General features: G+C 65.6%; 11 protein-coding genes and 1 pseudogene. 7 read left to right on the top strand and 5 right to left on the bottom strand.

Annotation, left to right across the window (positions count from 1 at the left end):
- Positions 1-365: pseudogene (locus tag KF759_RS08800) on the bottom strand (ATP-dependent RNA helicase HrpA); the annotation flags it as partial.
- Between the two features lie 162 nt (positions 366-527).
- On the opposite strand from KF759_RS08800, the gene KF759_RS08795 reads away from it, so the two are divergent.
- Complete coding sequence (locus tag KF759_RS08795; protein ID WP_291224614.1) at positions 528-995, top strand: Dps family protein; 468 nt, start codon at positions 528-530, stop codon at positions 993-995.
- Positions 996-1,197: 202 nt separating this feature from the next.
- On the opposite strand, the gene KF759_RS08790 is transcribed toward KF759_RS08795, so the two are convergent.
- Both KF759_RS08790 and KF759_RS08785 read right to left on the bottom strand, forming a co-directional pair.
- Positions 1,198-2,910: a SulP family inorganic anion transporter gene (locus KF759_RS08790; RefSeq protein ID WP_291224612.1), complete on the bottom strand. Its 1,713-nt coding sequence runs from the start codon at positions 2,908-2,910 to the stop codon at positions 1,198-1,200.
- 73 nt (positions 2,911-2,983) lie between these two features.
- Positions 2,984-4,246, bottom strand: a complete 1,263-nt coding sequence (locus KF759_RS08785; protein WP_291224610.1) for a threonine/serine exporter family protein — start codon at positions 4,244-4,246, stop codon at positions 2,984-2,986.
- 101 nt (positions 4,247-4,347) lie between these two features.
- Here KF759_RS08785 and KF759_RS08780 point away from each other — a divergent pair, with 101 nt between their 5' ends.
- The 5 genes from KF759_RS08780 (at position 4,348) to mgtE (ending at position 10,093) form a co-directional block, all read left to right on the top strand.
- Positions 4,348-5,448: an ABC transporter permease gene (locus KF759_RS08780; protein ID WP_291224608.1), complete on the top strand. Its 1,101-nt coding sequence runs from the start codon at positions 4,348-4,350 to the stop codon at positions 5,446-5,448.
- A 762-nt stretch (positions 5,449-6,210) separates the two neighbouring features.
- A complete protein-coding gene (locus KF759_RS08775) occupies positions 6,211-7,026 on the top strand; it encodes an ATP-binding cassette domain-containing protein (protein WP_291224606.1) in 816 nt (271 codons plus the stop codon).
- Between the two features lie 2 nt (positions 7,027-7,028).
- Positions 7,029-7,973, top strand: a complete 945-nt coding sequence (locus KF759_RS08770; protein WP_291224604.1) for an MlaD family protein — start codon at positions 7,029-7,031, stop codon at positions 7,971-7,973.
- Positions 7,970-8,590 carry an ABC-type transport auxiliary lipoprotein family protein gene (locus KF759_RS08765; protein ID WP_291224602.1) on the top strand — a complete coding sequence of 207 codons (621 nt, stop codon included), beginning with the start codon at positions 7,970-7,972 and terminating at the stop codon, positions 8,588-8,590. The genes KF759_RS08770 and KF759_RS08765 overlap by 4 nt, the downstream gene beginning before the upstream one ends.
- A gap of 114 nt (positions 8,591-8,704) precedes the next feature.
- Positions 8,705-10,093, top strand: a complete 1,389-nt coding sequence (gene mgtE / locus KF759_RS08760) for a magnesium transporter (RefSeq protein ID WP_291224600.1) — start codon at positions 8,705-8,707, stop codon at positions 10,091-10,093.
- Positions 10,094-10,493: 400 nt separating this feature from the next.
- Here mgtE and KF759_RS08755 read toward each other — a convergent pair whose 3' ends face one another.
- A complete protein-coding gene (locus KF759_RS08755) occupies positions 10,494-11,531 on the bottom strand; it encodes a type IV pilus twitching motility protein PilT (RefSeq protein WP_291224598.1) in 1,038 nt (345 codons plus the stop codon).
- Between the two features lie 89 nt (positions 11,532-11,620).
- On the opposite strand from KF759_RS08755, the gene KF759_RS08750 reads away from it, so the two are divergent.
- Positions 11,621-12,307, top strand: coding sequence for a YggS family pyridoxal phosphate-dependent enzyme (locus KF759_RS08750; protein WP_291224596.1), 687 nt, complete (start codon positions 11,621-11,623; stop codon positions 12,305-12,307).
- Between the two features lie 12 nt (positions 12,308-12,319).
- Here KF759_RS08750 and KF759_RS08745 read toward each other — a convergent pair whose 3' ends face one another.
- The gene (locus KF759_RS08745; protein ID WP_291224594.1) at positions 12,320-13,369 is read right to left on the bottom strand and encodes a hypothetical protein; all 1,050 of its coding nucleotides are present in this window, start codon (positions 13,367-13,369) and stop codon (positions 12,320-12,322) included.
- Positions 13,370-13,475 lie beyond the last annotated feature (106 nt).

The raw sequence follows: 13,475 nt of genomic DNA, 5'->3' as shown, positions 1-13,475 counted from the left end.
GTGCAGGCGATCATGCCGCGCGTACCACGCCCCGCGGCCAGGCACAGTTTGGGCAGTTGCGTGGTCTTGCCCGAGCCGGTTTCACCGGCGAGCACGATCACCTGATGCTTTTCAATCAGCGCAACGATTTCCTCGCTGCGCGCGGCAATCGGCAACGCTTCGTCGACGCGGACCGTGGGCACCCGCGCGATGCGCTCGGCCACGCGCGAGCGCGAGGCCTCGATCTCGGCACGCAGCGCCGCAATCTCCTGCGCATCCGGCTCGCCCTTGAGCGCGCCCAGTCGCCGCCAACGCGCAAGCAGGCGGCCGCGGTCGCGCGCGAGCACGCCTTCGATGGCGGCGGACAGGGCTTTGAGTTCGGACATCGCTCAGGTACGGCAATCAACGACGGGGCGTCCGCGCCGGCTGGCTGCCGGTTGCGGCGGAGCGCGATATTTGCGGGCTATCGGCCCGATTGGCAAGTTCGATTTCCGCTGCACCGTGGAAAACTATAGAGTTGGCCCATTCCCCAACGCAGGAGCTTCGTCATGGCCATCGACATCGGCATTGCCAAGAAGGACCGTGAGAGCATTGCAAGGAATCTGTCCAAGCTGCTCGCTGACACCTATTCGTTGTACCTGAAGACGCACAGCTTCCACTGGAACATCACCGGACCGATGTTCAACACCCTGCACCAGATGTTCGAGGTGCAATATACCGAGCTGTGGACTTCCGCCGACGTGATCGCCGAGCGCATCCGCGCGCTCGATGTCTACGCGCCCGGCTCCTACACCCAGTTCGGCAAGCTCACGAGCATCGTCGAGGAAACCGGCGTGCCTGACTGGAAAGCAATGGTGCAGCAACTCGTCGATGGCCATGAAACCGTCGCCCGCACCGCGCGCGAGGTGTTCAAGGTGGCCGACAAGGTCGACGACCAGCCCACCGCCGACCTCGCCACCCAGCGCATGAACGATCACGAGAAGACTGCGTGGATGCTGCGCTCGCTGCTCAAGTAGGGCTACGCTGAACAGCCCCTCGTCTCGGTGAGAGCCGTTTCGGCTGTTCTGCAAGGCATTGAAGTGGCGTGACTTGCGCCGGAGCCGGCGCGGCGAACGTGCCTGCTGCGACGTTGGCGGCTGGATGGTCGCGGGCTCGCATTGCGGGCCCGCTCGTCCAGCCTGGACCTTCGTCTTGATTGGAGCCTGGCGGCGAGGTGTTTCAGCCAGCACCGGCCTCGGCGACGGGCGCGGGCGTCACCATCGCCAGCGCGGCGATGAAATCATCGGCGAAGCGCAGGCTGCTGCCGTCGGCGACTATGCCCATGTCGGCGAGAATGCGCGCGGGTTGTTCCTGGAGTCCGGTGAAGATCAGCGCGATGCCGTCGCGCCGACAGCGGGCGACGAGATTGCCGATCGCGGTCGCGCCCGAGGCATCGATCAGCGGCACCAGGCGCAGGCGCAGGATGAACACGCGCGGCGGCTTGACCAGCGCGCGCAGCACGTCCTCGATGCGATTGGCAACCGCGAAGAACAGCGGTCCCGAGACGCGATAGGCCTGCACGCCTTCGGGCAGCACGTCGTAGTCCACGGCACGACGCGCGCGGGAGAGGTCGTCGACATCCTCCTCGACCAGGTCGACATGCGATTCCATCGCCACCACCTCGCTCATGCGGTACATGAACAGGAACGCGGCCAGCACCACGCCGACTTCGACCGCGACGGTGAGGTCGATCGCGACCGTGAGCACGAAGGTCACGATGAGCACGAGCCGATCACCCAGCGGCGAGCGCATGAGCTGACGGATGCGTTCGATCTCGCTCATGTTCCAGGCGATGATGAGCAGCATCGCCGCCATCGCCGGCAAGGGAACCTGATTGGCGAGCGGCGCGGCGACCAGCACGAACAGCAGGATGAACAGCGCATGCGCCATGCCGGCGACGGGTGAGCGCGCACCGGCGCGCACATTGGTCGCGGTGCGCACGATCGCGCCGGTCGCGGGCAGGCCGCCGATCAGCGCCGAAGCCACGTTGGCCGCGCCCTGCCCGACCAGCTCGCAGTTGGAGCGATGCCGCCCACCGATCATGCCGTCGGAAACGACCGCAGAAAGCAATGACTCGACGCCGCCGAGGAAGGCAATCGTGAACGCGCTCGGCAACAGCTCGTGCAGGCGGGCAAGATCGAAGCGCGGCCATTGCGGCAGGGGCAGTTCGCGCGGAATCGACCCGAAGCGCGAGACGATCGTCTCCACCGGCAATTGCAGCAGCACGGTCGCCAAGGTCGCGAGCACCACCGCGATGAGGAAAGCCGGCCAGGTCGGGCGCCAGCGCCGCAAGGCGATCAGGATCGCAAGGGTTGCCGCGGCCAGGCCTGCCGCATACGGATTCAGGCTGCCGATGTGCGCAGCGTAAGCCTGCCAGCGCGGCAGGAACTCGGCGGGCAGCTTGGCAATGTCGAGCCCGAGCAGATCCTTGATCTGGCTGCTGAAGATGCTCACCGCGATGCCCGCGGTGAAGCCGGTGACAACCGGCTGCGGCATGTACTTGACCAAGGTCCCCAGGCGCAGCAAGCCGGCGAGGATCAACATCGCGCCAGCCATGAGGGTCGCGACGATGAGGCCGTCGTAGCCGAAGCGCGCGATCACCGCAAACACCACCGGAATGAAGGCCGCAGTCGGGCCGCCGATCTGCACGCGCGAGCCGCCCAGCGCGGAAATCAGGAAGCCTGCAACGATCGCAGTCCACAAACCGGCAGTGGGTGATGCGCCCGAGGCAATGGCCAGCGCCATCGACAGCGGCAGCGCGACGATGGACACGGTCAGGCCAGCGATGAGGTCGCGGCGCAGGTCGGCCATGACGTAGCCCTGCCGCAGGATCGTGATCAGCTTGGGTACGTACAGATGCCACAGCGGTGACGGGGACGAAGTCGCGTTCATTGGCGAAGGGTCCATGCAAATGCGCCGCTTCCGCAGCCAGTCTGGATTCTATGGCAGTACGGGCACGCCGTGGCTACAGCTTTCGCCGCGGCGGAATCAGCAGGTCGCCGAAGAACAATCCGGCGACGATCGCGATCAGCAGGGCGGTCATCGTGATCGCGGTATCGACCCCCAACTGCACATTGCGTTCGAGCACATAGCTCAAGCTGCGGAAGCCGACACTGCCCGGCACCAGCAGGATGATGCCCGGCTCGCGGATCAGGGCGCCGGGACGATTGGCATAGCGCGCGAACAGATTGCTGGCCGCGCCGACCACGAGGGCGCCGAGGAAGGTGCCGAACACCGGCGAGACATGGCTGCCGCCCATTTGGGTGCAGACATAGCCGAGCAGCGGCGCCGCAACCACCAGTGGCGCAAAGCGGAGCGGCGTCTTGAACAGCACCGCGAACGACATCGCACCGGCGAAAATCGCCACCCATTCCGCCCAGATCGGGATGGCTGCCGTATTGGCCAGCGGCGGGACCAGATGCACCAGGGCGCATCCCTGCAGGGCGGCGACGCTGCCGAACAGCAGTTTGAGCAAGGTCGCCATCGCGCCCATCATGCGCGCGCTGCCCGACACCAGATGCTGGCTCGACAGCTCACGCACCGCAGTGGTCAAGGTCATGCCGGGAACCAGCACGATGATGCTGGCGATCACCACCGGCCGCAGTTCCAGCGGCATGATGAAACTGGCGACAAGGATGCTCGTCAGTGTCGATACGAATGCCGCGACCGCCTCGAAGGCATTGGCGAAACTTGGCCAGCGCGCCGGCAACAAGGCCAGTGCGCCGATCAGGATGCCATTGAGAAAGGCCACCGCGACCTCGACCCACCCGGTATGCAGGATGGCCGCAACGGCTGCCGAAGCGACGCCAAAAGCAACCACCGTAGCCGTCTGGGTCAGGCGACTGCTGCGGCGCGCGCCGATCTCGCGCAGGCGACGCCGGCCTTCGGCGAGATCGAGCTGACCGGCAATCACGCGATCGGCGATGTCGTCGACTTGGCAGAGCCGCGCGAGATTGACCTCGCCCGGAGGAACGCGCACCACCTGGGTGAAGTCGGCCAGGTCATCACTCGCCGCTCTCTCGGAGAACGACATCACGATCGAGGTCGGTGTCGACAGCACGTTGCAGGCGAGCCCGAGCCGTGCGCTGGCGAGGTTGACCACATCCTCCAGACGCGGCGCCGTGGTCCCATACTCGTGCAGACGGCGCGACAGCTCGACGATGAAGCCGATCCGCGTTTTGAGCGGATAGACGCTGTCGGGGACTTGGCTTGGATGGGCAGCGGGCACCGTGCAATTTTGCCTTGCGCGCCGCGCAACGGCGAGAGGGCGCACCGCCCCTGCCCCGATTCGTCCATTGCCGAACGTCAATTGCCTGTTAGCCTAGGCCGATGCCAGCCACCACCGTACCGAACCTGAGCACCCGCGGCGATCGCATCGTTGCCGGTGGCGACTGGACCCTCGCCGCCTCGCCGCTGCTGGCCGAGCTCGTCGGCCGGGCCCGCCGCAACACCGACACCCCGCGCATTGACGCCAGCGCAATCGCCCGCCTGGACACGGCCGGTGCGCGCCTCCTGCTCGACCTTGCCGACATCCAGCGCATCGACGGCCTCGATTCCAAGCGCCGCGCCCTGCTCGAAGCCGTGGCCAAGGCCAGCAGTACCCAGGCGCCGGCGAGCAAGCGCGATAGCGGGTTGCTTGACGTCTTCGCACGAACCGGTCTGGCCGCCGAACGCATCACGCGCGACTTCATCAAACTGGTCGGCTTCATCGGCCTCGTGCTGGCCACCATCGTCCGCACCGTTCCCAATCCACGACGTTGGCGACCGACCTCGTTGGCTTTCCATCTGGAGCAAACCGGCCTCGATGCGGTACCGATCGTGGTCTTGCTCAACTTCCTCGTCGGCGCCGTGGTCGCTTTCCTCGGCGCCACCGTACTCAAGGACTTCGGCGCGACCATCTACACGGTCGAACTCATCGGCTATTCGTTCCTCCGCGAATTCGGCGTCCTGCTCACCGCAATTCTCATCGCCGGCCGCAGCGGCAGTGCCTTCACGGCGCAGATCGGCTCGATGAAATCACGCGAGGAGGTCGATGCGATCCGTACCCTCGGTCTGGATCCGGTCGAAGTACTGGTGATGCCGCGCCTGCTCGCCCTGCTCATAGCGATGCCCCTGCTCACCGTGCTCGCAATGCTCGCCGGCATCGTCGGCGGCGGCGTGGTCGCCGCCCTGAGCATGGACATCTCGCCGACCCTGTTCGTCACCCGTCTGCACGACCTGGGTGCAACCCGTCATTTCTGGGTAGGCATGAGCAAGGCCCCGATCTTCGCGTTCCTGATCGCCTGCATCGGCTGCCTCGAAGGCTTCAAGGTCTCGGGCAGCGCCGAATCGGTCGGCACACACACGACCTCGAGCGTGGTGCAGGCGATCTTCATGGCGATCCTCGTCGACGCCCTGGCGGCGATTTTCTTCATGGAGATCGACGTATGAGCGGGGCGAACGCTGTTTCGGCTTGCGCCGAAAGCTTGCGTTGTCCTGGTCGTGTTCGGCTGCGCGAGAGCCGACTCACGTCCGTATGGGTTCGTCCCGCATCCCTGCGGGCCGGTGTCTTTCTCTTGCTTGCCCAAGAGAAAGACACCAAAGAGAAGGGCACCCTCGCGGCCCCGGTCACGCGCGCATCGTGCGCGCGTGACTGCGCACTCGCGCTGCGGGGTTTGCCGACAGGCCGTCCCTGGCCTGACGGCAAACTCGGCGCGCTCCCTCGCGCCGCCCCTGCGGGCCTGATCTTGGCGCGAGCGCCGGCGCCAAAAGGGGGAAGGAGCCAACAGCGCGGCCATCCTGGCCGCACAAGCCAGCGCAGCGCGAGAACCGCAGCTGCTCCTGCCATTGCTCTTGATCTTGCTTTTGCTCCTGCCTCTGCTTGTGCTCTTGCTTCTGCGCGCAGGAGCGCGCCGTCTTGACCCTGGGTGCCCATCAGCGGTGGCGGGCGGCGGCCGAAGTGGCCCGCAGGGGGAGCGCGAGGGATCGCGCTCATTGCGCCGTCAGCACAGGGACGTGCTGTCGACGCAACCGGACGCCGCTCGCGCACCTTGCGCGCATGGAGCGCGCAAGGCGGCGCTGCCGGGCTGCCATTTCTTTTGGTTCCTTTTCTTTGGGCAAGCAAAGAAAAGGAAGCGGACCGCAGGGATGCGGGACGAACCCATACGAACGTGAGCCGAGTGTCGCCAAGGCCGACATGACAAACGAAAACCGATGAACACCGAGCCCGAGAACATCATCGAAGTCCGCGGACTGCGCAACCAATTCGGCAGCCAGGTCGTGCACGAGAACCTCGACCTCGACGTGCGTCGTGGCGAGATCATCGGCGTGGTCGGCGGCTCGGGCAGCGGCAAATCGGTGCTGATGCGCTCGATCATCGGCCTCAATCGCCCGGCCGCAGGCAGCGTGCGTTTGCTCGATGTCGAGATGACTGCGGCGAGCGAGGCGCAACGCACGCAGGTCGAACAGCGTTGCGGCGTGTTGTTCCAGAACGGCGCCTTGTTTTCCTCGCTCACGGTGGCCGACAACGTGATGGTGCCGATGCGCGAGCATTTCCGTCTGCCGCAGCAGGCAATGGAGCGTTTCGCCGCGCTCAAGATCGCTTTGGCCGGCCTGCCCGACAATGCCGGGGCGAAGTTTCCCTCGCAGCTTTCGGGCGGCATGATCAAGCGCGCGGCACTGGCACGTTCGATCGCGCTCGATCCCGATATCCTATTCCTCGACGAACCGACGGCCGGGCTCGATCCGATCGGCGCGGCCGCGTTCGATCAGCTCATCCTTACCTTGCGCGACAGCCTCGGCCTGACCGTGTTCCTCATCACCCACGACCTCGATACGCTGTACACGATCTGCGATCGCGTCGGCGTGCTTTCGCGCAAGCGCGTGCTGGTGTGCGATACGCTCGACAAGGTCGAGCGCCATGACGATCCCTGGATCCAGGAATACTTCCAGGGCCCGCGCGGACGCTCGGCGGAATTGGCCGCGCGCAAGGCGCAGACTCGAACCGCATCGACCACCGGAGCCGCCTGATCATGGAAACCCGCGCCCACCATGTCCTCATCGGCGCCTTCACCATCGGCGTGTTCCTGCTCGCGCTCGGTTTCGTGCTGTGGATGTCGAAGATGGGCAGCGACCGCTCGTACCACGAGTACGAGATCGTCTTCAGCGAGGCGGTGACCGGACTCTCGGTTGGCGGACTCGTGCAGTACAACGGCATCAAGGTTGGCGAGGTCTCGGCGTTGCGGCTCGCACCCGACGATCCGCGCAAGGTGATCGCGCGGGTACGGCTGGACGCGAACGCGCCGGTGCGCGAGGACACCCGCGCCAAGCTCGGCTTGCAGGGTGTGACGGGGCTCGCTTTCATCCAGCTCTCGGGCGGCGCGCCGGGCAGTCCGGCGCTGGTGCCGACGCCGGCACAGCCGGTGCCACGTATCCCTTCGGAAACCTCCGCGCTTTCGAAGTTGCTGGCATCGGGTACCGACGTCGTCACCAGTGTCAATGACATCCTCGTGCGCGTGAGCGAGATTCTCTCGCCCGAAAATGTGCGCCGCGTCGGCGACACCCTCGAACACATCAACCAGCTCACCGCGACGCTGGCCGACCAGCGCGACGACATCGGCCACGCGATCCGTCAGCTTGGTGAGGCAACCGCCCAGATCAAGCAGGTGCTGACCAGCATCAACGCGATGGCCGACAGCACCAACGTGCTGGTGCGCGAGGATGTACACCACCTGCTCGCGTCGATGCAAAAGGCCTTGGTGGCAATCGACAAGGTAGCCAATTCCACCGACGCGCTCATCGATGGCAATCGCGGCGCGATCGACCGCTTCGCCAACCAGGGCCTTCGCCAGGTCGGCCCGACCCTGTCCGAACTCAACGAAACGCTGCGCTCGCTCAAACAGCTCAGCGACAAGCTCGGCGCCTCCGACAGCCTGCTGCTCGGCCGCGACCAGCCCAAGGAGTACAAGCCGCAATGAAATCCTTCCGACTGCCCCTGCTGCTGTCCACACTGGTGCTGGCTGGATGTGCTTCGCTGCTGGGCAAGCCGCAGCCGTTCACGATCTATGCGCCCAGCTACAGCGCATCCGCCACGCCCACAGGCGGCGAAATGGTGGACTGGCAACTGATGGTGGAGACGCCGCAGTCGAGCGAAACGCTCAACACCCCGCGCATCGTGGTGATGCCCAGCCCGGGCGTGATCGAGGTCTATCCGGGCGCGCGCTGGAGCGACCCCGCACCGGTGCTGTTGCGGCGTCTGATCGTGCAGGGTTTCGAACAATCCGGACGCATCCTCGGCGTCGGCAGCGCCACCACCGGGCTCAACGCCGACTATGCGCTGGCGATCGACCTGCATGCCTTCCAGGGCGAGGTCCGTGCCGACGGCTCGCATGCCGTGGTCGCCTTCCAGGCGCGTCTGCTCGACTACCGTGACAGTCGCGTACTTGCTGCACGTGCATTCAGCGCCGATGAACCGATTGCGAGCAAGGACTCGGTGGCCGCATTCAGTGCGTTCCAGTCGGCGGTGAGCGAATCGGTTTCGGCGCTGGTCGAGTGGACCTTGCAGGAAGGCAGCGCGGGTCGAAAACCGCGATAATGCGCGCCCGTCCGCCGCGCTGACCCAAGGCCCTGCCCCGTCGTGACGTTCGTATTCGGCGCTTGCCCCACGAACGACGCCGGCGCAGCCGTGGCCGCCTGAAAGCCTGTTTCGATGACCGACACTGTTGCCCGCTCTCCCCATAGCGTCCTGCAGGCGCAACTCGCGCGCGTCGAAGAGTTGCTGCGTGCCGAGCATGCACTTGCGCCTGCGCAGCGCATCACCGCATTGCAAGGTGAAGTCGACGCGCTGCACCCGGCCGACATCGCCTACATCCTCGAAGCCCTGCCGCCCGACGAGCGCCTCGAGGTCTGGAATCGGGTCAAGGCCGACCGCGACGGCGAAATCCTGCTCGAAGTCTCCGATGCGGTGCGCGAGTCGCTGCTCGCGGACATGGACAAGCGCGAACTGCTTGCCGCTGCCGAGCAGCTCGATGCCGAGGAAATCGCCGACCTCGCCGAGGACCTTCCCGACGACGTGGTGCAGGAAATCCTGTACCGGCTCAATGCCGAAGAACGCAGCCAGGTCCAGACCGCGATGTCGTGGGCCGACGATCAGGTCGGCGCGATCATGGATTTCGACATGGTCACGATCCGCGAGGACGTGACGCTGGAAACCGTGCTGCGCTACCTGCGCCGGCTCAAGGAACTGCCCGAACATACCGACAAGCTGTTCGTGGTCAATTCCGGGATGGTGCTCACCGGCGTGTTGCCGATCCGCTGGCTGCTGGTCAACGATCCGCTCAAGCGCGTGGCGCAGGTGATGGCGGCCGATGCCAACACCTTCCGCCCCGAGGATGACGTTGCACAGACCGCGCAGGCTTTCGAACGCTACGATCTGGTGACCGCGCCGGTGGTCGATGACCACGGCCGCCTGATCGGCCGCCTCACCATCAATGCGATGGTCGACGTGATCCGCGAGGAAAGCGATGCCGAGGTGCGCGAGCGATTCGGCCTGCTCGAAGACGAAGACATGTTCGCCTCGGTGTGGAAATCGCTGCGCAACCGCTGGGCCTGGCTGGCGATCAACCTGGTCACCGCCTTCATCGCCTCACGCGTGATCGGCGTGTTCGAAGGCTCGATCCAGAAGCTGGTCGCACTCGCCGCGCTGATGCCAATCGTGGCCGGCATCGGTGGCAATTCAGGCAACCAGACCATCACCATGATCGTGCGCGCGCTCGCCCTCAATCAGGTGAGCGTGACCAGCGCCAGGCGGCTGTTGCGCAAGGAACTGGGGGTGTCGCTGATCAATGGCCTGATCTGGGGCGGGGTGATCGGCATCGTCGCCTGGCTGCTTTACGACAGCCTCGCGCTCGGCGCAGTGATGACCGCGGCCATGACGCTCAACCTCATGCTCGCCGCGCTGATGGGCGTGCTGATTCCGATGTCCCTGCTCAAGTTCGGCCGCGATCCGGCGATGGGTTCGAGCGTGATGATCACCGCGATTACCGACAGCGGCGGCTTCTTCATCTTCCTCGGCCTGGCCACCGTGTTCCTGATCTGAAGCGCGCTGGCCACGCAAGGAAACGCCGGTGCGACGCAGGAGCGGTGCAGGAGCGGTGTAGGAGCGGCGGCAGCCGCGACACCCACCGTGTCGTTGCCATCCATCGTGGTTGTGTAGGAGCGGCGGCAGCCGCGACGCCCACCGTGTCGTTGCCATCCATCGTGGTTGTGTAGGAGCGGCGGCAGCCGCGACACCCACCGTGTCGTTGCCATGCATCGTGGTTGTGTAGGAGCGGCGGCAGCCGCGACCCGTGCCACACACCGGTGAGCGCAACGCGAACCTGCGGCGCGGCGGTCGGGCCTTCCGGCCCTCCAGCGACACGCGTTTGTGCCAGGCAATCGGGCCTGCCGGCCCTCCAGCGACACGCGTTTGTGCCAGGCAATCGGGCCTTCCGGCCCTCCTACTTGAAGATTTCCTTGGCCTTGGCGTAGCCGATTGCCTGCTGGCGTGTCACCAGGCCGCGCTTGACCAGGTCCTGCAGACATTGGTCGAGCGTCTGCATGCCGTGCTGGCTGCCGGTCTGGATTGCCGAGTACATCTGCGCGACCTTGTCCTCGCGGATCAGGTTGCGGATCGCGGGGATGCCGACCATGATCTCGTGCGCGGCAATGCGGCCGCCACCGACCTTCTTGAGCAGGCTCTGCGAGATCACTGCGCGCAGGGATTCGGACAGCATCGAGCGCACCATCGGCTTTTCACCGGCGGGGAACACGTCGATCACGCGGTCGATGGTCTTGGCCGCCGAGCTGGTGTGCAGGGTCGCGAACACCAGATGCCCGGTTTCCGCAGCGGTCAATGCGAGGCGGATCGTCTCCAGGTCGCGCAACTCGCCGACCAGGATGTAGTCCGGGTCTTCACGCAGCGCCGAGCGCAGCGCCTCGTTGAAACCGTGGGTGTCGCGATGGACCTCGCGCTGGTTGATCAGGCATTTCTGCGAGGTATGTACGAACTCGATCGGATCCTCGACCGAGAGGATGTGGCCGTATTCGTTCTTGTTGACGTGGTCGACCATTGCCGCGAGCGTGGTCGACTTGCCCGAGCCGGTCGGCCCGGTGACCAGGATCAGGCCCTGCGGCTGCTCGATGAGTTCCTTGAAGATGCGTGGGCAACCCAGGTCCTCGAGCGTGAGCACTTCGGAAGGAATGGTGCGGAACACCGCCGCCGCGCCGCGGTTCTGGTTGAAGGCGTTGACGCGAAAGCGCGCCAGCGAGGGGATCTCGAAAGAGAAATCGACCTCGAGGAATTCCTCGTAGTCACGCCGCTGCTTGTCCGACATGATGTCGTAAACCAGCGAATGCACCTGCTTGTGCTCGAAGGCGGGGATGTTGATGCGGCGCACGTCACCATCGACGCGGATCATCGGCGGCAAACCGGCCGAAAGGTGCAAGTCCGAGGCCTTGTTCTTGACCGAGAACGCCAGCAGTTCAGCGATATCCATGACGATTCCCTCGATGGCAATTGCGGCGCGCCCGCGCACGGTTGCGGCAGTATAGCCTCAGCCACGAGTCATCTTTCCAGCCTTCGACCATGACGATCAGCCCAGCCACCCGCCAAGCCCTCCTCGAACGCATCGACGCCGCTGCCCGCGCTGCCGGCCGCACCCCGGCCCGCCTGCTCGCGGTGTCCAAGACCCAGCCTGCCGAGGCGATCCGCGCACTGGCGGCCCAGGGTCAGCGCGCCTTCGGCGAGAACTACGTGCAGGAGGCGCTGACCAAGCAGCGCGAGCTGGCCGACCTGGCGCTGGAATGGCATCTGATCGGACCACTGCAGTCGAACAAATGCCGCGAGGTCGCGCAGCATTTCGACTGGCTGCAGAGTCTGGATCGCGCCAAGCTGATCGCGCCGCTCGCGCAGCATCGCCCTGCCGGACGCGAGCCGCTGAACGTGCTGGTTCAGGTCAACATCGATGACGAGGCCAGCAAATCCGGCTGCGCGCCGGGTGAAGTCGCGGCGCTGGCTGCGCGGATCGCCACCGAATCCGCTTTGCGCCTGCGCGGTCTGATGGCAATCCCCGCACCTGCACCCGATGCCGAAACCCGTCGCGCCGCGTTCGTGCGCATGCGCGCACTGTTCGATGCGCTGCGCGTCGAGCATCCCGCGATCGACACCTTGTCGATGGGCATGTCCGACGACTTCGACCTCGCAATCGCCGAAGGTGCCAACCTCGTGCGCATCGGCACCGCATTGTTCGGCCCGCGCACCGCGCCGCACTGAGATCGAGTCGATTCAGTCGAAACCGTTGTCGAAGATCGCATCCGCAGGCATCCAGATCGGCAGCGCCAGACTGACGAGCCCGGTTTGCGCGCCGCGGATCACCTGCAGCGGTGCCGCATTGCCGCTGGCGTCGAGCGCGAATACCAGCAGAGCACTGTTTGCGGGATCGTTGTAGTCCGTCAAGCTCACGATCAACCGACTCCTGACCGGGTCGATCGCCACGCCCATCGGCAGCGTGCCCGATCCGCCGCTCAACTGGGTCGCGGCGCCCTCGATGACACGCAGCGGCGCCGCATCGCCCGCCGCGTCGGCGGCGAACACGAGGACGCGCCCGGTGCGGGTGTTGTCCGGGTTGTTCGTCATCGAGGCGGCATAGATGCGGTCGTTGGTGTCATCCACCGCGACACCGCCTACCCAGCTCCCCATGCCGGTCTGCGCACCCTTGATGACCCGCTTGGGCGCGCCGGTGTAATACGACGTGCCGGTATCGCGGTCGAAGACCAGGATCTTGGGGGTATATGCGGGGCCCGGATCCGAATCCGACACCACGATCTCGTCGCGTGCGGAGGCGTAGTCGAAACCGCCTGGGTAATCAAGCTCGGTCAAGCTGCCCTGGCCGCCGCGCCAGGCCCATTTGCGCAGGGCGCCGACACTTCCGCTCGCGCCGATGTTGTAGATGGCCAGGCAACAGCCCGAGTTGGTCGTGATCAACTCGTCGTGCGCGGGAGCCAGCGCCACGGTTCGCATTTGTCCGAGTTGGGGCGAGTCCAATACGCGCAGCGGGGCCAGGTTGCCGCTGCCATACGCAGGAAATACCCGAATCGCCTGCCCCCAGAAATCTGCCACGTACAGTACGCCCTCGCCGGAGTCGAAGGCGCCGCCCGCGGCCGAACCCAGCCCGGTTGCGGCACCCGCGATGATGCGGATCGGGGCCACATCGCCATTGGCCTCATCGGCGAAGACGCGTATCTCGCCGCTCTCGTAACTGCCGATGACGATATCCGCATGCGCGGACAAGCTCAGGGCCATGCCAAGAACAGGAATTGCAAGGCGACGCAGCATCCTGGTTACTCCGGAATCGTTGCTTGTGGTTGATTTGACCCGCGGCGACCGGCAATCGCCTTGGCGTTCAGTCAACGATCAATACGTACTTCGGTGGGCAATCCCA

The sequence above is a fragment of the Dokdonella sp. genome (assembly GCF_019634815.1).
Lineage (GTDB): Bacteria > Pseudomonadota > Gammaproteobacteria > Xanthomonadales > Rhodanobacteraceae > Dokdonella_A.
This window is presented reverse-complemented; position numbering and strand designations above follow the sequence as displayed.